The sequence below is a fragment of the Mesorhizobium australafricanum genome (assembly GCF_033977265.1).
GTDB lineage: Bacteria > Pseudomonadota > Alphaproteobacteria > Rhizobiales > Rhizobiaceae > Mesorhizobium > Mesorhizobium australafricanum.
This window is the reverse complement of the sequence record NZ_JAVIIT010000004.1, coordinates 1-16,970: the sequence shown is the minus strand read 5'-3', so window position 1 is coordinate 16,970 and position 16,970 is coordinate 1. Positions and strand designations below refer to the sequence as shown.

At 64.0% G+C, this 16,970-nt stretch carries 16 protein-coding genes, 1 tRNA gene and 1 pseudogene; 8 read left to right on the top strand and 10 right to left on the bottom strand.

What is annotated here, in order from left to right:
- Positions 1 to 166: 166 nt before the first annotated feature.
- Entirely contained in the window at positions 167 to 1,237 is a 1,071-nt protein-coding gene (gene chvE / locus RFM98_RS09375; RefSeq protein ID WP_320308606.1) for a multiple monosaccharide ABC transporter substrate-binding protein, read from the bottom strand.
- Positions 1,238 to 1,529: 292 nt separating this feature from the next.
- Between chvE and RFM98_RS09370 the strand changes: the two genes are divergently transcribed.
- Both RFM98_RS09370 and RFM98_RS09365 read left to right on the top strand, forming a co-directional pair.
- On the top strand, positions 1,530 to 2,519 hold the full coding sequence (locus RFM98_RS09370; RefSeq protein ID WP_320308605.1) for a LysR family transcriptional regulator: 990 nt from the start codon (positions 1,530 to 1,532) through the stop codon (positions 2,517 to 2,519).
- Between the two features lie 104 nt (positions 2,520 to 2,623).
- Complete coding sequence (locus RFM98_RS09365) at positions 2,624 to 2,950, top strand: protamine-2 (modular protein) (RefSeq protein ID WP_320308604.1); 327 nt, start codon at positions 2,624 to 2,626, stop codon at positions 2,948 to 2,950.
- A 73-nt stretch (positions 2,951 to 3,023) separates the two neighbouring features.
- On the opposite strand, the gene RFM98_RS09360 is transcribed toward RFM98_RS09365, so the two are convergent.
- From RFM98_RS09360 to RFM98_RS09345, 4 genes are all read right to left on the bottom strand, one after another.
- Positions 3,024 to 3,593: a CatB-related O-acetyltransferase gene (locus RFM98_RS09360; RefSeq protein ID WP_320308603.1), complete on the bottom strand. Its 570-nt coding sequence runs from the start codon at positions 3,591 to 3,593 to the stop codon at positions 3,024 to 3,026.
- A gap of 197 nt (positions 3,594 to 3,790) precedes the next feature.
- Positions 3,791 to 3,864: transfer RNA gene (locus RFM98_RS09355), tRNA-Gly, on the bottom strand.
- 56 nt (positions 3,865 to 3,920) lie between these two features.
- Positions 3,921 to 4,433 carry a sensor histidine kinase gene (locus RFM98_RS09350; protein WP_320308602.1) on the bottom strand — a complete coding sequence of 171 codons (513 nt, stop codon included), beginning with the start codon at positions 4,431 to 4,433 and terminating at the stop codon, positions 3,921 to 3,923.
- Between the two features lie 216 nt (positions 4,434 to 4,649).
- Positions 4,650 to 5,303, bottom strand: coding sequence for an outer membrane protein (locus RFM98_RS09345; RefSeq protein ID WP_320308601.1), 654 nt, complete (start codon positions 5,301 to 5,303; stop codon positions 4,650 to 4,652).
- 347 nt (positions 5,304 to 5,650) lie between these two features.
- On the opposite strand from RFM98_RS09345, the gene RFM98_RS09340 reads away from it, so the two are divergent.
- Entirely contained in the window at positions 5,651 to 5,920 is a 270-nt protein-coding gene (locus RFM98_RS09340; protein ID WP_224714515.1) for a DUF6460 domain-containing protein, read from the top strand.
- A 77-nt stretch (positions 5,921 to 5,997) separates the two neighbouring features.
- On the opposite strand, the gene RFM98_RS09335 is transcribed toward RFM98_RS09340, so the two are convergent.
- Complete coding sequence (locus tag RFM98_RS09335; RefSeq protein ID WP_320308600.1) at positions 5,998 to 6,909, bottom strand: histone deacetylase family protein; 912 nt, start codon at positions 6,907 to 6,909, stop codon at positions 5,998 to 6,000.
- Between the two features lie 186 nt (positions 6,910 to 7,095).
- Here RFM98_RS09335 and RFM98_RS09330 point away from each other — a divergent pair, with 186 nt between their 5' ends.
- Positions 7,096 to 8,430 (top strand): MATE family efflux transporter, encoded by a 1,335-nt coding sequence (locus RFM98_RS09330; RefSeq protein ID WP_320308599.1) that lies wholly within the window; start codon positions 7,096 to 7,098, stop codon positions 8,428 to 8,430.
- On the opposite strand, the gene RFM98_RS09325 is transcribed toward RFM98_RS09330, so the two are convergent.
- Positions 8,423 to 9,523 (bottom strand): quinone-dependent dihydroorotate dehydrogenase, encoded by a 1,101-nt coding sequence (locus tag RFM98_RS09325; RefSeq protein ID WP_320308598.1) that lies wholly within the window; start codon positions 9,521 to 9,523, stop codon positions 8,423 to 8,425. The genes RFM98_RS09330 and RFM98_RS09325 overlap by 8 nt on opposite strands.
- On the bottom strand, positions 9,520 to 9,867 hold the full coding sequence (locus RFM98_RS09320) for a DUF952 domain-containing protein (protein ID WP_320308597.1): 348 nt from the start codon (positions 9,865 to 9,867) through the stop codon (positions 9,520 to 9,522). The genes RFM98_RS09325 and RFM98_RS09320 overlap by 4 nt, the downstream gene beginning before the upstream one ends.
- Positions 9,868 to 9,977: 110 nt before the next feature.
- Here RFM98_RS09320 and RFM98_RS09315 point away from each other — a divergent pair, with 110 nt between their 5' ends.
- Together RFM98_RS09315 and RFM98_RS09310 are read left to right on the top strand one after the other, a co-directional pair.
- Positions 9,978 to 10,415, top strand: a complete 438-nt coding sequence (locus RFM98_RS09315) for a hypothetical protein (RefSeq protein WP_320216665.1) — start codon at positions 9,978 to 9,980, stop codon at positions 10,413 to 10,415.
- Positions 10,416 to 10,552: 137 nt separating this feature from the next.
- Positions 10,553 to 11,212: a response regulator transcription factor gene (locus tag RFM98_RS09310; RefSeq protein ID WP_320308933.1), complete on the top strand. Its 660-nt coding sequence runs from the start codon at positions 10,553 to 10,555 to the stop codon at positions 11,210 to 11,212.
- Positions 11,213 to 11,335: 123 nt separating this feature from the next.
- Here the strand turns inward: RFM98_RS09310 and RFM98_RS09305 are convergent, their stop codons facing one another.
- The gene (locus RFM98_RS09305) at positions 11,336 to 14,821 is read right to left on the bottom strand and encodes a PAS domain-containing hybrid sensor histidine kinase/response regulator (RefSeq protein WP_320308596.1); all 3,486 of its coding nucleotides are present in this window, start codon (positions 14,819 to 14,821) and stop codon (positions 11,336 to 11,338) included.
- 241 nt (positions 14,822 to 15,062) lie between these two features.
- Here RFM98_RS09305 and mscL point away from each other — a divergent pair, with 241 nt between their 5' ends.
- The gene (gene mscL / locus RFM98_RS09300; RefSeq protein WP_320308595.1) at positions 15,063 to 15,485 is read left to right on the top strand and encodes a large conductance mechanosensitive channel protein MscL; all 423 of its coding nucleotides are present in this window, start codon (positions 15,063 to 15,065) and stop codon (positions 15,483 to 15,485) included.
- A 101-nt stretch (positions 15,486 to 15,586) separates the two neighbouring features.
- On the top strand, positions 15,587 to 16,762 hold the full coding sequence (locus RFM98_RS09295) for a pyridoxal phosphate-dependent aminotransferase (RefSeq protein WP_320308594.1): 1,176 nt from the start codon (positions 15,587 to 15,589) through the stop codon (positions 16,760 to 16,762).
- A 29-nt stretch (positions 16,763 to 16,791) separates the two neighbouring features.
- Here the strand turns inward: RFM98_RS09295 and RFM98_RS09290 are convergent.
- A pseudogene (locus tag RFM98_RS09290) lies at positions 16,792 to 16,970 on the bottom strand (5-aminolevulinate synthase); the annotation flags it as partial.

Below are 16,970 nucleotides of genomic sequence, written 5' to 3'. Positions count from 1 at the left end.
TGCCTTCCATTCGCGGAAAGCGTCATGCGCGAAATCAACATACTGCAGTCTGGTCAGCGCCGCGATGGCGCATGGCGCTGCAGAAGCCGGCAAAAAACAATACCGGGGTCGCTTGTGAACGAAAAGGGGCCCTGCGTCGCGCAGGACCCCTTCCTTTGAGGCTGGATTACTTCAGTTCGTCGGCCTTGATGTAGCCGGAGTCGACGACCTGCTCCTTGTAGTTCGACTTGTCGACCTCATGCGGCGTCAACAGGATCGAGGGAACGACCTTGACGTCGTTGTTGTAGGTCTTTTCGTCGAGGCCGTCCGGCTTGCCGCCGGAGAGCACCTTGTCGACCAGCTGCACGGTGGCCTTGGCCAGTTCGCGGGTGTCCTTGAACACCGTCGAATACTGCTCGCCCGAGATGATCAGCTTGACCGAGGCGGTCTCGGCGTCCTGACCGGTCACGATCGGCCAGGGCTGTGCCTCCGTGCCGTAGCCGACGGCGCGCAGCGAGGCGGTGATGCCGCGCGACAGGCCGTCATAGGGCGACAGAACGCCATCGACGCGGCTGCCGTCCGAGTAGTTGGCCGAGAGCAGGTTGTCCATGCGGGCCTGGGCGGTGGCGGCGAGCCAGCGCAGCGTGCCGACCTTGTCCATGCCCATCTGGCCGGACTTGATCTTGATCGAGCCGTCGTCGATCAGCGGCTGCAGGACCGACATTGCGCCGTTGTAGAAGAAGAAGGCGTTGTTGTCGTCGGGCGAGCCGCCGAACAGTTCGACGTTCCACGGCTTGGTGTTCGGGAAACGCTCCTTGAGGCCCTTGACCAGCGAGTTCGCCTGGATGACGCCGACGCCGAAATTGTCAAAAGTGGTGTAGTAGTCGACATTCTTGGTCTTCTTGATCAGGCGGTCATAGGCGACGACGACGACGCCTGCGTCATTGGCCTTCTGCAGCGCGTCGGCCATGGTGGTGCCGTCGATCGAAGCGATGATAAGCGCCTTCGGGCCCTTGGTGATTTCGTTTTCCAGCTGGCTGAGCTGGTTCGGGATATCGTCCTGCGCATACTGCAGGTCGACCGTGTAGCCGAGCGCTTCGAGCTGGGACTTGACGGCATCGCCGTCGTTGATCCAGCGCTGCGAGGTCTTGGTCGGCATCAGCACGCCGACGAGACCCTTGTCGGCTGCATGCGCCGAATAGGTCATGGCGGCGATGCCAAGGGCCGCGACGGCGGCCAGCGTCTTGATGATCTTCACATTACTCTCCCTGGTTGATGGACGCGACACCTCGGGGCTTCGCGGGGCGCGCAGTCGAGCAGGTGCGCTGGCGCGCCACTGTCGGCTTTATCGATCTCCGGTATCCTCCCAATCGGTCCCGCGACGCAGTTTCAATCGATACGAATTCGCTCGTTGCCGACTGTTGCGCCTCGGAACGCGCAGAGGTTGGGTTCCTTTGACATAACTGTCAAATGCGATCTTCGCTGGTTGCTATATCGGAACCGGTATAGCTTAAAGGACTGATATAAGCCCGGTGGAGAGGTTCCAAATCATGGCGGCACTGCGCGATTCCGACGCGATCTCAGTTAGTTACGAGAAATTGCCGGGAGACGGCGAGACGCTGCTGCGCAGCGGCCTGAGTCTTCGCCACATGCGCATGATCGCCGCCCTGGACGATCACGGACGGGTGAGCGCCGCCGCGCAGGTCATGAACATCTCCCAGCCGGCCGCCTCGCGCATGATCGCCGAGATGGAGGCGGTGCTCGACGTGAAGTTGTGCGAGCGGCTGCCGCGCGGCGTGACGCTGACCCCTTATGGCCAGGCGCTCGCCCGGCGCGCCCGCTCGATCCTGCTCGAAATGCGGGAGGCAGATCGCGAGATTTCCGAGCTAAAGGCCGGCAAGGGCGGCTCGGTGTTCCTCGGCGCGGTGACGGCGCCGGCGATCGAACTCGCGGTGCCGGCGATCCGCGAGATCCGCCGCATCTATCCGCGCATCGAGATCACCATGCAGGTCGAGACCTCGAACGTGCTTGCCCGCGAGCTGATTGCGTCGCGGCACGATTTCATCATCGCGCGCATCCCCGACGACCTCAATCCTCGGCTTTTCGAATCGCGCGTCATCGGTGTCGAGAAGGCCTGCCTCATCGTGCGCCGCGGCCACCCGCTGGCCAGCGGCAAGGCGGTGCGGCTGGAGGAGACGGCCGGCTATGACTGGGTGTTCCAGTCCGGCGGCTCGCCGCTGCGCCAGGCCATGGAAAGCAATTTCCTCAACCGCGACATTCCGCTTCCCGACCGCATCCTCAACACGTCTTCGCTGTTGCTCACTTTGGTCATGGTGGCGCAGTCCGACGCCATCGCGCCGGTGTCGATCCAGGTCGCCAAGTTCATCCAGGGGCCGGACGGGCTGGCCGGTGCCATCGACGTCGTGCAGACCGAGTTCGACATCGAGGTCCGGCCCTACAGCCTGATCACGATCAAGAATCGCGTGCTCTCGCCGGCCGCAAAAATGCTGCACGACTTCATTTTGCGCGAAGTGGGGTAATGGAACGAGAATGCTACTTGTACGTTCAAACCGATCGGCGGCTCGCTTGAGCCCGTTGCGGGTGAGGGAAGAGCAGCCGATGCTCAACAGCTCGGGAGGTTTTGATGGAACGTCGATTGTTTCTGACTGGAATGCTTGGCGTGGCGGGGGCGGCTGCACTTGCAGGCCTGGCCGGACCAAGCAAGGCGGTTGCCGGAATTCCCGCCGGCAACGGAATCCTGGACGAACTCGACAAGCCGGATCGAACCGTTTTCGAGGACGGGGACGATCGAGCCGAACTGGAGCAGGTTTACCATCGTCATTGGCATTACGGCCCTCGTCGCCGCAGACGGCGCCGTGGGTGGAGAAGGGTCTGCCGTCGCTATTGGCGTCATGGCCGCTGGCGCCGCCGCTGCTGGCGCGAGCGCGTATGGATCGGCTTCTGGCTGTAGTTCAGGCGCAAGAGGCGTTGAAGGGATGGGTCTTGCAAGGCGACCGTGCAAGACCCATCACCCCGTTGATCGGTTACGCAGCCAGGTACTTCGAGACGAATTCAGAGACCGAGGTGTGGAAATCAGGCATCGCCGCTTCGATTTGATCGTCGCTCCAATCCCACCAGCGGATGGCTAGGAGTCCTTCTATGACTTTCGGCTCAAACCGATGCCGGATTAGCTTGGCAGGGTTGCCGGCGACCACGGCGTATGGCTGAACATCTTTTGTGACCACGGCGCCTGCGCCGACGACCGCGCCATCACCTATCTTCACACCGGATAAAACAATGGCGCGGGAACCGATCCACACGTCATTCCCTACGGTGATTGGACCCTTTGCGATGTCACGCGTGGGCGGTCCGAATCGGTGAGCGTCTGGAAAAGGGTAGCTGGATACCGAAGACATCGGGTGCTCGCCGGCTGCGATAAAAAGGACGCCAGCAGCGATCGAACAATAGCTTCCAATGCTAACAGGCGCCTCTGCAGTCGCCTGGAAAATGTTGCCAAAGTCGACGCCGTAGGTCTTTCTGCCTATAATGACATGCCTGCCGGGGTATGGCTTTCTCAAGCCCAGTTTTGTTCTAAGTTCTCTAAACATCGCCATGGATGCGCCGATAGCCGACCCTGGCCGACCAGTACAGCTCCGTTTGACCCTGGAGCAGGCGAATTATGCGGGCAGAGCCATCAAGATATCCAGGATGCTGCGTCGCTTAAGCGCAAGCAATTGCTGGCGGCAAGCCGGCTCCATGTCAATGTCGGTCATGAAGCATGGCCGATATCGGCCTAGATATTTGCGGAGACTGGAGCGGGTAGCGGGAATCGAACCCGCGCGTTCAGCTTGGGAAGCTGACAGGCTACCATTACATCATACCCGCGCGAGCCCTCGTTACCATGATGGCGCTGCCTCAAGCAATCGGCAAAACAGAACCGCTTATGACGGCAAGGTGGGCAGTTGCATACGCACGCGCGCACCTCGCCACCCGCCGCTCAATATCCTGATCGAGCCGCCATGCAGATGCGCGATCTGCCGGGCGAGATTGAGGCCGAGGCCCGCGCCGCGCGACTGCGGCTGCAGGCGATAGAAGGGCTGGAACACATTTTCCCGCTCCTCCGGCGGACCTTCGTCGCGCACTTCGACGCCACCGCTCTCGTCGACGGCGACCGTGATCGCGCCGCTGCCGCCGCCATGGTCGATGGCGTTGCGCACCAGGTTCGCCAGCGCGCGCTCGATCTGCGTGCCATTCACCTCGACATGGACCTCGCCGGCCGGAGGCTCGAAGCCGAGGTCGTAGCCGGCTTCGATGGCCAAAGGCGCGAAGTCGGCTGCCACCTGGCGGGCAAGCTCGCCGAGATCGACGATCTGGCGTTGTTCGTCGGGGCGCTCGAACAGCTGATGGTCGAGCAGCTGATGCGCCAGGCGATATGGACAAAAGCGCTGCCGCAAGGAAGGCCTTCGGCGCCCATCTGAGGCCCTTCGGTGATATGGGCATGTTTCGTTCCCGTCGTTGAGAGCGCCTTGAGCTAGACGATGAAAATTGCATCGACATTACGCGGCGGGCATGGGCGGCCGTCGCTTCACCGATGGCGAGGAAAGGCAGTTTCCCGTGGTGGAGATCGGCGGGCAGCCGCCACGGAAAACTGCTCTCCGGCGCGCCACGAGCTAGAAGCGGTAGTTGATCCCGGCCTTCAACTCCTGGCTGCCTATACCGGTCTTCGCTGTGCCGAAGGCCGATCTCGTTTCCACATTGGGTGTGCGGATGTAGTCGTACTCTATCTTGGCTGAGAGGCCGCCGGCGAAGGCCTGCTCGACGCCTGCGCCGACCAGGTAGCCGAGCTTGCGGCTGTCGGTGTCGCGCACCCCGCCTGCTTTGTCGAAAGTGGTCATCGCGACGCCGGCGGTGCCGAAGACCAGCGTCTGATCGAAGGCGAGACCCGCCTTGGCCTTGGCGGCGGCGCGCCATTTCTCCTTGATCTTGCCGCCCTCGACATTGTGCTCGGCGCCGCCGAGATAGGAGCCTTCGAGCTCGGCGCCGAACACGGCCGGACCCGTCTGTATGTTGTAGCCGGCCTGCAGCCCGCCGCTCCAGCCATTCCGGCCGGCAAACGGATTGGGCATCTTGGTGAAGGCCGTTCCGCCATGTACGCCGACATAGGCGCCGCTCCACTGGAAGGCGGGTGGATCGTTGTAGGTGGGGGAGAGGTCGGCGGCCATAGCCGTCCCGCTGAGACCGACGGCAAAAGCCGCCGTAAAGGCAATCTTGGTTCGACAAAACACGTTCCACACTCCAAACGCATAGGCGCAGGGCAACACCATGCGCGGATTGACCCGTGGAGACGGCTCTTGGGATGACCGCTCCGGTTCGCTTGTCTCTCGCAGGAAAAAATCCTTCTGCCGCAAAGCGCCTGCCTTGCGGTCCGAACTTCCGTTGCGACGCACTGCTCGAAAGACCAGCTCTATCTGTCAGGCGAAAATTGCCGGCACATTGCGCGGGTCGGCAAAATGAAGATTTTTCTATTTATTTTCAGCAATTTGCTGCGTTTCTGTTTACGCGAAATTAAGCGTTCGCGCCGGCCTGGACTGTCCTCCTGGCCGCTTGATGGCGGACAATCGAGTGCGTATTTCTGGGCTGCGCTGCCGAATCGGGCGGCTCGAACCGGAGAATGGCCTTGTCCGCACTGACGCGCTTTCTAGGCGACACGCCGCTCAGGGTGCTCCTGAAGCTGCTCGTGGTCTCTTTCCTCGTCGGCCTCGTCATGCACGCCTTCGGCTGGTCGCCGATGGATGTTTTCTATGGCATCCGCCAGTTCTTCGTCGATTTGTGGAATCTGGGCTTCCACGCCATCGACCGCTTCCTGGGCTATATCCTGCTCGGCGCCGCGATCGTCGTGCCGGTCTTCATCCTGCTCCGGATCGCTAGCTACAGGAAGTAGTAGGCAGTAGGCAGTAGGCAGTAGGCAGTAGGGCTGTCTTTCCCTATTGCCCACTGCCTATTCCCTACTGCCTAGATTTAGTAATCTGCGGCGTGTCGGGCGGCCACCTCGAAGAGGATGGCATGACGCGCGGCCAGCGCCGGCACGTCGGTCGAGTAGCCGCCGCCGATGACGCCGCATAGCGGCACGCCGCGGTTGCGGAAATGGCCGATGACCATGTCTTCGCGGGCCTGCAGGCCGTCGTCGGTCAGCGCCAGCCGGCCGAGCCTGTCCTCGGCGTGGACATCTACGCCGGCAATGTAGAAGACGATGTCCCAGCGCCTTTGCCCGGATAGTTCCGGCAGGATGGCGGCGAGCCGCTCGAGATAGGCGTCGGTGCCGGTGCCGTCCGGCAAGGCGACGTCGAGGTCCGAGGCGATCTTACGCACCGGGTAGTTGCGCTCGCCATGCATGGAAAAGGTGAAGGCACGTGGTTCGTCACTCAAGATGTCGGCCGTGCCGTCGCCCTGATGCACGTCGAGATCGACAATCAATGCGTTTTCGATGGCACCTTCCGCAAGCAGCGTCAACGAGGCGACGGCGACATCGTTGAAGGTGCAGAAGCCGGCGCCTTGCGCGCGCCGTGCATGGTGGCTGCCGCCGGCGGCGTTGCAGGCAATGCCGTGTCTCAGCGCCAGTCGCGCCGCCAGCACGGTCCCGGCGGTGGCGAGCTGCGCCCGCAGCGACACGCGCGGGCCGATCGGAAAGCCGATCTCACGCTCGATTTTCGCCGGCACTTGGCAGGCGATCACCTGGTCGACATACTCGCCTGCATGGGCAAGCTTCAGCCACGCCGCCGGCGCCGGCTCGGGCATTGAAAGCGCCCCCGGCACAGCCAGACCGCGTAAGCGCAAAGCCTCCATCAACAGCGGATATTTGCTCATCGGAAAGCGATGGTTGACGGCGAAGCCGGCGTCATAGTCGGGGTGATGGACGATCTGCAGCGGCATGGATCGGGAAGCCTGCGCCAGCCTGGAGCAATTCCAGGAAAAGTGTGAAACGGTTTTCCGTCGGGAATTGCGTAAGAACAGCAGAAAATTCGGTTGGCAGTTCGGCGGATGGTGGTTGCGTGACGCGGGCAAACTGGGGCACATCGGTTCCTCGATCAAGCCGCAATCAGCCAGGCCGCAATCCCCTTGGATGCAACCCAAGCCAACGTCAGGTCCTTCGCCGTCACCAACCGTTCGGTGTTGGCGATCGCTGTGCCGATGACGCTTGCCTATCTGACGACGCCGCTGCTTGGCATCGTCGACACGGCGGTGGTCGGCCAGTTCGGCGATGCGGCCCTGCTCGGCGGCCTGGCGGCGGGATCGCTCGTCTTCGATGTCGTCTTCACCACGTTCAATTTCCTGCGTTCGGGCACCACCGGCCTTGTCGCTCAGGCCTTCGGGCGCGGCGATGCGCTGGAAGAGCAGGCGGTGCTGTGGCGCGCCGTGCTGATCGCGGTCGTCGCAGGTGTCGTGCTTGCCGCCCTTTCGCCACTCTTTGCCGTCGCCGGCCAATGGTTCATGGGCGCCGAGCCGCGCGTCGGCGCGGCAATGTCGGTCTATATCCGCATCAGACTGCTCGCCGCGCCCTTCTCGCTGATCAACTACGCCATACTGGGCTACGTGCTGGGACGCGGCGAAGGCGGGCTCGGCCTGATGCTGCAAGCGGTGCTCAACGGCATCAACATCGCGCTCTGCTTCCTGCTCGGCCTCGAGCTCGGCTGGGGCGTCGCCGGCGTCGCCTGGGCGACGGTTACGGGCGAATTCCTGGCCATGCTGCTTGGCCTCGCCATCGTGCTCAGCCGCTTCCGCAAGCTGGAGCGGCCCTCGCGCCGGCGCATCCTCGACCTGCCGGCCTACCGGCGCATGCTGTCGCTCAACCGCGACATCATGATCCGCTCCTTCTCGCTGCTTGCGGCCTTCGCGTTGTTCACGCGGCAGGGCGCGCAGTTCGGCACGGTGACGCTTGCCGCCAACGCCGTGCTGATGAATTTCTTCCTCATCGCCGGCTATTTCCTAGACGGTTTCGCCACCGCCGCCGAACAGCTCGCCGGCCGCGCCATCGGCGCGCATGCGCCCGCCCCGTTCCGGCAGGCGGTCCGGCTGACGCTGATCTGGGGTTTTGCCCTTGCCGGCATCGCCACGCTCGTCCTGCTGACCGCGGGCGCCGGTCTGGTGGCACTGGTGACGACGTCTCAAGAAGTTCGCGCCATCGCCGACACCTATCTGCCCTGGGCGGCTTTCACGGCGCTGAGCGGCGTGCTCGCCTTCCAGATGGACGGCGTGTTCATCGGCGCCACATGGTCGCGCGACATGCGCAACATGATGCTGTTGTCGTTTCTCGCCTTCAGCGCCGCGCTCATCACCCTCGCCCCGGCCTTCGGCAACGACGGCCTGTGGGCATCGCTGCATGTCTTCCTGCTGGTGCGGGGGCTGAGCCTGCTGGCGGTTCTGCGGCTCAGGGTGCGCACAGCGTTCAGCTGATCGGCTTTGCAGCCCAGTGCTCGCAAGCAGAGTCGCGCAGATCCCTGATCGAGCCGAGCCGCTCGCGCTCCGCAAACCGCGCCATGCCGGCAACGATGCGCCCGGGCAGCGCCGGCCCGGCATAGATCATGCCGGTGTAGAGTTGGACGAGATCGGCGCCGGCTCGGATCTTCTCCAACGCCGTCTCGGTGGAATCGACGCCGCCGACACCGATGATGGCCATGTTCGGCCCGAGCAGCTTGCGCATCCTGGCGAGCACAGCGGTGGAGCGCTCGAACAGTGGCTTGCCCGAAAGGCCGCCGGTCTCGCCGGCCACGGTCGTGCTGCGCAATCCGGCTCGCGCAAGCGTCGTGTTGGAGACGATGACGCCGTCGATCTTCTTCTCGATGACCTCCGCCGCGATGTCTTCCAGTTCTGCTTCGATCAGGTCCGGCGCGATCTTGAGGAAGATAGCCGGTTGCGCGGGGGCCGCGGCACGCGCGGCCGTCACCCGCGACAGCAATTCGCCGAGTTGCTCGCGCGCCTGCATGTTGCGCAGGCCCGGCGTGTTGGGCGAGGAGATGTTGACGGTGAGATAGCTGGCATAGGGCGCGAAGCGGACGACACCGCGCTCATAGTCGCTGATGCGGTCGGCGCTGTCCTTGTTGGCGCCGATGTTGACGCCGACGACGCCCGGCCGCCCCTTGCGTGCGGCAAGGCGTTTTTCGGCAGCCGCGTGGCCTTCATTGTTGAAGCCCAGCCGGTTGATCACCGCTTCGTCCGCCGTCAGCCGGAAGATGCGCGGCTTCGGATTGCCCGATTGCGGCAGCGGCGTGATGGTGCCGACCTCGGCGAAGCCGAAGCCGAGCCCAAGCAGCGCGTCCGGCACTTCGGCATTTTTGTCGTAACCGGCCGCCATGCCGAGCGGATTCGGGAAATCGAGGCCGCAGAGACTGACCTTGAGCCGCGCGTCATGCGTCGGCAGCCGCGCGTCGCGCGTCGCCGTCGCGCCAATCGGCAGGCCGCAGCGCAGCGCCGCGATCGACATGCCATGCGCTGTCTCCGGATCGAAGGAGAAAAGCAGCTTCTGGCCGATCCGGTCGAGCACGCTCATTTGCCCTCCAGCGCCGGGAATTCGTGGCCGTTGGCGCCGAGCGGCAGCGGTTTCACCCAGAGAACGGCATCGAGAGCGAGCGGAGCATAGAGATGCGGAAACAGGGCGCCGCCGCGCGACACCTCGTATTTCAGCGCTTCGCCCAGCCGGTTCCCGTCGATGGCGATCAGCACAAGGTCCGTCTGGCCGGCAAAATGCTTGGCCGCCGTCTCGCGCACTTGGCTCGTGGTGGAGAAATGGATGAAGCCGTCGGCAACGTCGATCGGCGCGCCGGTGAAGCGCCCGTTCGTCTCGGCTTCGCGCCAAAGCGCCTCGGGCGTGATCTTGTAGATAATCTGAGACATTGTCGCGCTATAGTCCGAACCGAAGGCACGGGGAAGGCTCAAGCTCGACTCTTCCCCATTTCCGGCGCAAACCTGTGATAGGCCGCCTTTACTGGCTCATGGAGGACAATATGCGTCTTCAGCACATCCTGATCCCGGCGGCGCTCTGCTCGCTGGTTGCCGCTTCCGCCTACTCCGAAGAGACCGACCGCTACCGGCTGGAGAAGTCCGCCGACGGCTATGTCCGCATGGACACCCAGACCGGCGCCATGTCGATCTGCGAGGAGCGCTCCGGCCAGCTCGTCTGCAAGATGGCGGCCGACGAGCGTGCCGCCTACCAGGACGAGATCGACCGGCTGGACAGATCGGTCAAGGCGCTCGACACGCGTGTCGCCAAGCTCGAGAATTCGCTCTCCGCCCGGCTGGAATCGCAACTGCCCAGCGAAGAGGATTTCAACAAGACCATGGGCTACATGGAGCGCTTCTTCCGGACCTTCAAGGACATCGTCAAGGACATGGACAAGGAAGACGGCGACGGCGGCGGCAAGCTGAACCAGCAGAAGACCTGAGCGCTGGCGCGACTGAGCCGCCTTGGGAAAAACCTCAAACGCGGCCTTTGCCGCTTGAAAACGCGCCGCGCCGCCGCATAATCATTCTGGTCCCCGCAAGAAGCTAAAAAATCATGATGGGATCGGGGGAGGGATATTTGCCGTCGGGCCACACCTTCGTCATTGCCGACGACCATCCGCTTTTTCGCGGCGCGCTGAAGGAGGCGCTGGCCGGTATCGGCGACGTTGCCGCCATCCACGAAGCCGGCGATTTCGAAAGCGCCAAGGCGCTGGTGCTGGCCAACGAGGATGTCGACATGGTGCTGCTCGACCTGTCGATGCCGGGCGCCAGCGGGCTTTCCGGCCTGATCTCGCTGCGCGGCATCCATCCGGCGGTGCCGCTGGTAGTGGTGTCGGCGCATGACGATCCCGTCACCATCCGCCGCGCCCTCGATCTCGGCGCTTCCGGCTTCATCTCCAAATCGGCCAGCATGGAGGAGATACGCGATGCCGTGCAGGCGGTGCTTGCCGGCGATATCGCGGCACCCGCCGGTATCGACCTCGGTGTCGAACGCGATCCGGAAATCTCCGACCTGATCAAGCGCCTGCAGGCGCTGACGCCGCAGCAGACGCGGGTGCTCGGCATGCTGGCGGAAGGCCTGCTCAACAAGCAGATCGCCTATGAGCTCGGCGTCTCCGAGGCGACCATCAAGGCGCATGTCTCGGCCATCCTGCAGAAGCTCGGCGTCGACAGCCGCACCCAGGCGGTCATCCAGCTCTCCAAGATCGGCAATGACCCGCTGCAGCCGGTCGGCTGATCGGTTCGCCTCAATCGGAGCGCTGAACCGCTGCCTGCCGCGCCATAGCGCATCACCCGGCCGAAGCCGTTCGACAGCGCGTCGCGCGCGGCATTGTCCGGCGGTTGAGACTGCGGCTGGAAGTTACTCCGCGGCCGGCGCCAGCGGCCTGACGCGTGCCATCATCGAGCGCAGCACGGCCGGCTTCAGCGGCTTGTTGACGACCGGGATGTCGAGCCGGCCGGCAGCCATGCGCATCTCGCTGGAGCGGTCGGCGGTGACCAGCACGCAGGCCAGATCCTGGCCGTAGGCGGCGCGCAGCGTGGCGATCGCATCGAGCCCGCTGCTGCCGTCGAGATGATAGTCGGCAAGCACGAGGTCCGGCTTTGGCGCGTCGGACTTCAGGAGATCGCCTGATCCCGAAGCCGTCTCGACACGGCAGCCCCAGCCTTCGAGCAGCAGCCGCATGCCGTCGAGGATGCGCGCGTCATTGTCGATGCAGAGCACATTGAGCCCGGCAAGCGTCGACGCGGAGCGAGCCGGCGCCTTGCCGATCTCACGCGGCGGCGCCGCGACCGCCGCGACCGGCAGGAGGACGGAAAAGCGCGTGCCTTTGCCCGGGTTGGAGTTGATGCGGATTTCGAGCCTCAGCACGCGGGCAATGCGGTCGACGATGGAGAGCCCCAGACCAAGGCCTTCGGCCTCGCGCGCACCTTCGTCGAGCCGCGTGAACTCATGGAAGACCGTGTTCAGCTTGTCGCCGGCAATGCCGATGCCCGTGTCGATCACCTGGATTTCCGCCAGTTCGCCGCGCCGCCTGACACCCACCAGGATGCGGCCCTCGCGCGTGTATTTGATCGCATTGGAAACCAGGTTCTGGATCAGCCGGCGCAATAAATTGCGGTCGGTCATGACGCCGAGCGAGGACGGTATGATCTTGAGCTCGAGCTTCTTTTCGGCGGCAAGCGGGCGGAAATCATTGCCGATCTGGCCGAGCAGCCCGCCGAGGCTGAAGGCGGTGTCCTCGGGTTTCATCGCGCCGGCGTCGAGCCGCGAGATGTCGAGCACGGCGCCAAGAATGGTCTCGACGGATTCCAGCGAGGACTCGATGTTGACCGCCGCCTTGCCGGCCGGCCCCTTGCCGGCCTTTTCGATCAGCGACGAGCAATAAAGCCGGGCGGCGTTCAGCGGCTGCAGGATGTCGTGGCCGGCGGCGGCGAGGAAGCGCGTCTTGCCGAGGTTGGCCTCCTCGGCCAGCATCTGCGCCTGCGCCAGTTCCTCGTTGACGCGGGTGAGCTCGATGGTGCGGGTCTTGACCCGCTGCTCCAGCGATTCATTGGCCCGTTTCAGCGCCAGGTCCTGTTCGACCCGGCCGGAGATATCGGCATAGGTGGCGACGATGCCGCCGTCGGGCATCGGGTTGGAGCGCAACTCCAGGATGCGGCCGCTGGTTTTCAGTTCCATCTGCCATGGGCCGGCGAAACTGGTCAGCCGGTTGAGCATCGTCACGCGCTGGTCGGCGGGAATATCGCCGCGCTCGGCGAGATGGCGCAGGATCCGGTCGAGCGAAACACCGACCTGGCCCATCTCGTCCGGCAGGTCGAACAGCAGCCGGTATTGCCGGTTCCAGCAGATCAGGCGGAAATCACGGTCGAAGACGGTGATGCCTTGCTCCATCTGGTCGAGCGCGATCTGAAGCAAGTCGCGATTGTGCTGCAGCGCCTCGGTGGCGTCGTCGAGCAGCTTGAAGGCGTCTTTTGAATCGCGGTCGTTACGGCGGAAGAGCAGCGACAGGATCAGCCGCGCCGAGGACGAACCGACGGCGCTCGCCAGCAATTGCTCCGAGAAGCGGATGACATCCATGCTCGCCTGCTCCTTGCCGTGCAGGGAGACGTTGGCGCTCTTTTCGAAGGACTGGAACGAGCGCTCCGTGCGCTCGACGCCGAGATAGCGCGAAATCGTGTCCTTCAGGTCGTTGACGGTGACGGCGGTGCGAAAGCGCCGCAGGCTTGGCATCGGGCTGGCCTCGCGCGGCACGAAGATCGCCGCCTGGATGCGCTCCAGCGGCACGGACGCGCGGGAGAGGGAGCCGAGGACAAAAAACAGCGCGTTGACCGAGAGGCTCCACAGCACGCCGTGATTGAGCGGCTGGCCGGCAGTGCCGAACAGCGCCTGCGGCCTCAGCGCGTCGAAGCCGAACAGGCCGTGCTGGAGGATGCCGGCGTTGGGGCCGGCGAGCGACGGCAAGAGAAGCGTGTAACCCCAGACCGCGATGCCGGCGACCATGCCCAGCGCGGCTCCCCGACCGTTGGCGCGGCGCCAGATCAGCCCGCCGATCAGCGCCGGTGCGAATTGCGCGATTGCCGCGAACGACATCAGGCCGATCGAGGACAGCCGCGCGCTGTCGGTGCTCCCGCGGTAGTAGAGGAAGGCGATGAACAGCATGATGAAGATCGACGCGCGCCTGACGTTCAGGATCAGCGTCGACCAGTCCTCGTTCTCCGAAGCGCTGGTCTTGAGCACGCGGCGCACGAACAGCGGGATGACGAGATCGTTGGAGATCATGATCGACAGCGCGACGCTCTCGACGATCACCATCGCGGTCGCCGCCGACAGGCCGCCGATGAAGGCGGCCATGGCGAGCAGATCATGGCCGCTGAGCAGCGGCAGCGACAGCACGTAAAGGTCGCTGCTGGTCCTGGTGCCGACCAGCGACAGGCCGGCAAAGGCGATCGGCAGCACGAAGAGGTTGATCGCCACCAGGTAGAGCGGGAACACCCAGGTCGCCGTGCGCAGCTCCGCCTCGCCGCGGTTCTCGACGATGGTGACGTAGAACTGTCGTGGCAGCATCAGGACGGCAAAGCCGCTCAAGCCGGTCAGCACCAGCCAGGTGGCCAGGGAGGTGCTGTAGCTCATTGCCTGGCGCACCTGGCCGTTTGCGGCGAGCTTGGCGAACATGTCGCCGGGGCCGCCGAAGATCAGGAACGTCACCATCAGGCCGATGGCGATGAACGCGGCGAGCTTGACCACGGTCTCGACCGCCACCGCCAGAACCAGCCCGTCCTGATGTTCCGTGGCGTCGGCATGACGGGTACCGAACAGCACCGCGAACAGCGCCAGCAACATCGCCACCACCAGCGAGATATCGCTGACGAACGGATCGAAAGAGGGCGGCGAGCCGGTATAGTGCTCGACCATCAGGCTGACGGAGCCGGAGATCGCCTTGAGCTGCAGCGCGATGTAGGGCACCGCGCCGATGGTGGCGATCAGCGTCGCGATCGCCGCGACGGTGAAGCTCTTGCCGTAGCGGGCGCCGAGGAAGTCGGCGATCGAGGTGATCTTCTCGCTTTTGGCCAGCCTGATCATGCGGTTGAGCAGCGGGAAGCCGAACACGAAGACCAGCACCGGGCCGATGTAGATGCCGAGGAATTCGAGGCCGCGCTCGGAGGACAGGCCGACCGAGCCGAAGAAAGTCCAGGACGTGCAGTAGATGGCGAGGCTGAGCGCATAGATGAAGGGCCGTGCCCGGCCGAGCCCGATCGTGGCCGAACGCCGGTCGCCGACGCTGGCGATGGCGAAAAGCAGCGTCACATAGGCGATCGCAATGATGACGACGAACCAGCCTTGCACGGTCCGTACTTCCTCCCTGGCCGGTCTCCTATCCGGCTAGCAAGACGCAATCATAGCTTAAGGCTTAAGTCCATCGCGGCTTTTGGCGCATAGGTGGCTGATGACGCTGCGTAAACACAAACCAGTGCCTTCGCTCTTTTTCCGGTTTTGCAACCGGGGGTTTTTGTTATTGTGGGCGCGGGTCGGTGCCGAAGGACACTGGTGAGGCGGCAGCGCGGCCCGCCATGGCAAGGAGGGTCGAATGCTGAAAGAATTCCAGGAATTCATCTCCAAGGGCAATGTGATGGACTTGGCCGTCGGCGTCATCATCGGCGCTGCTTTCGGCAAGATCGTCGAATCGCTGGTCAACGACATCATCATGCCGGTCGTCGGCGCGATCTTCGGCGGACTGGATTTCAACAATTACTTCTTCGGACTGTCCTCGAACGTTCATTCGGCAGCGCTGGCCGACGCCAAGAAAGAGGGCGCCGTCTTCGCCTATGGCAGCTTCATCACCGTGGTGCTGAACTTCCTGATCCTTGCATTCATCATCTTCCTGATGGTCAAGGCCGTGAACAACATGCGCAGGCGGCTTGAGCGCGAAAAGCCCGCCCCTGCTGCCGCGCCGCCGCCGGCCGACGTCGCGTTGCTGACCGAAATCCGCGATCTACTGGCCAAGAAATAGGTCTCGCGAGCATTCTGGACCAAAACCCCGGTCGTCCGCGGCCGGGGTTTTCTCTTCGGCGATCTGGTAAGAGCGCTGGCGAGACGAATACGGATTTGTCCATGACCATCATCCAGACATTGCGCCCCGAAGCCCTCGCGGCGCCTGAAAGCGGCATCGTCGCCGTCGTCAACCACGGCCGCCTGCGCGAAGGCCTGATCCCGCTCTGGGCCGGCGAGGGCGATTTGCCGACGCCTTCTTTTATCAGCGATGCCGCTGCACGCGGGCTCGCCAATGGCGAGACGTTCTACACCTGGCAGAAGGGCATCCCCGAGCTCAGGCAGGCGCTCTCCCGCTACTACGCCAGGCATTTCGGCAAGAGCTTTGCCGAGGAAGAGTTCATCGTCACCGCCTCCGGCATGCATGCCATCCAGCTGGCCATCGACGCGATCGCCGGCAGCGGCGACGAGGTGATCTACCTCTCGCCCGCCTGGCCGAATTTCGCCGCTGCCGCCGGTGTGGCTGGCGCCGTGCCGGTGCCGGTCACGCTCGACCAGTCCGGCAATGGCTGGTCCTGCGATGTCGACAAGATCGCCGCGGCGATCACATCGCGCACGAAGCTGTTGTTCATCAACACGCCGTCCAACCCGACCGGCTGGACCGCCGACAAGGAGACCCTCCAGGCGATCCTCGATCTTGCTCGCCGAAAGGGCCTGTGGATCATCGCCGACGAGATCTATTCGCTGTTTCACTATGGCCATGGCCGCGCGCCATCCTTCCTCGACATTGCCACGCCCGAAGACCGCATCCTCTTCGTCAACAGCTTCTCCAAGAACTGGGCGATGACCGGCTGGCGCGTCGGTTGGATCAAGACCCATCCGGCCTTGCAGCAGGTGTTCGAAAACCTGGTCCAGTACTCGACCTCGGGCGTCGCGCAGTTCATGCAGCGCGGCGCGGTTGCCGCTCTCGACGAGGGTGACGGCTTCATCGAGAGCCAAGTCGAGCGCGCGCGGGCCGCGCGCGATCTCGTCTGCGATATCCTGGGTGCCACCGGCAAGGCGCGTTTCACCGTGCCGCAGGGCGCCTTCTATCTGTTCTTCACGGTCGACGGCATCGCCGATTCCCGCGCCGCCGCCTTCGACATCGTCGACAATGCCAATGTCGGCCTGGCGCCTGGCACCGCCTTCGGCCCCGGCGGCGAAGCCTTCCTCAGACTATGCTTCCACCGCCGCCTCGATCAGCTCGAGGAAGCGGCGCATCGCCTGGCGAAATGGATGAAGACGGTGTGTGTGAGCTGACCTGAAGCCGGAGCGAGTTTCAAACGGCTTCAGCCGCCTGACTTCGGCACCAGCAACGGAATGATCCGGTCGCTCTTGACGACGGCGGGACGGCCGGAGCCGGCATAGGGAATGCCCAGCGCGTCCCAGGTCTCGACCAGCGCGTCCTGCAATTCGGCGATCAGCGCGTCCGAATGGAACGGCGTCGGCGTGATGCGCAGCCGCTCGG

Bases quoted from the DNA above. Each gene is read 5' to 3' on its own strand.
- RFM98_RS09370 (WP_320308605.1), top strand. From the start codon at position 1,530: ATGGCGGCACTGCGCGATTCCGACGCGATCTCAGTTAGTTACGAGAAA.
- RFM98_RS09365 (WP_320308604.1), top strand. From the start codon at position 2,624: ATGGAACGTCGATTGTTTCTGACTGGAATGCTTGGCGTGGCGGGGGCG.
- RFM98_RS09360 (WP_320308603.1), bottom strand. From the start codon at position 3,593: ATGGCGATGTTTAGAGAACTTAGAACAAAACTGGGCTTGAGAAAGCCA.
- RFM98_RS09345 (WP_320308601.1), bottom strand. From the start codon at position 5,303: ATGGTGTTGCCCTGCGCCTATGCGTTTGGAGTGTGGAACGTGTTTTGT.
- RFM98_RS09340 (WP_224714515.1), top strand. From the start codon at position 5,651: ATGGCCTTGTCCGCACTGACGCGCTTTCTAGGCGACACGCCGCTCAGG.
- RFM98_RS09335 (WP_320308600.1), bottom strand. From the start codon at position 6,909: ATGCCGCTGCAGATCGTCCATCACCCCGACTATGACGCCGGCTTCGCC.
- RFM98_RS09325 (WP_320308598.1), bottom strand. From the start codon at position 9,523: ATGAGCGTGCTCGACCGGATCGGCCAGAAGCTGCTTTTCTCCTTCGAT.
- RFM98_RS09320 (WP_320308597.1), bottom strand. From the start codon at position 9,867: ATGTCTCAGATTATCTACAAGATCACGCCCGAGGCGCTTTGGCGCGAA.
- RFM98_RS09315 (WP_320216665.1), top strand. From the start codon at position 9,978: ATGCGTCTTCAGCACATCCTGATCCCGGCGGCGCTCTGCTCGCTGGTT.
- mscL (WP_320308595.1), top strand. From the start codon at position 15,063: ATGCTGAAAGAATTCCAGGAATTCATCTCCAAGGGCAATGTGATGGAC.
- RFM98_RS09295 (WP_320308594.1), top strand. From the start codon at position 15,587: ATGACCATCATCCAGACATTGCGCCCCGAAGCCCTCGCGGCGCCTGAA.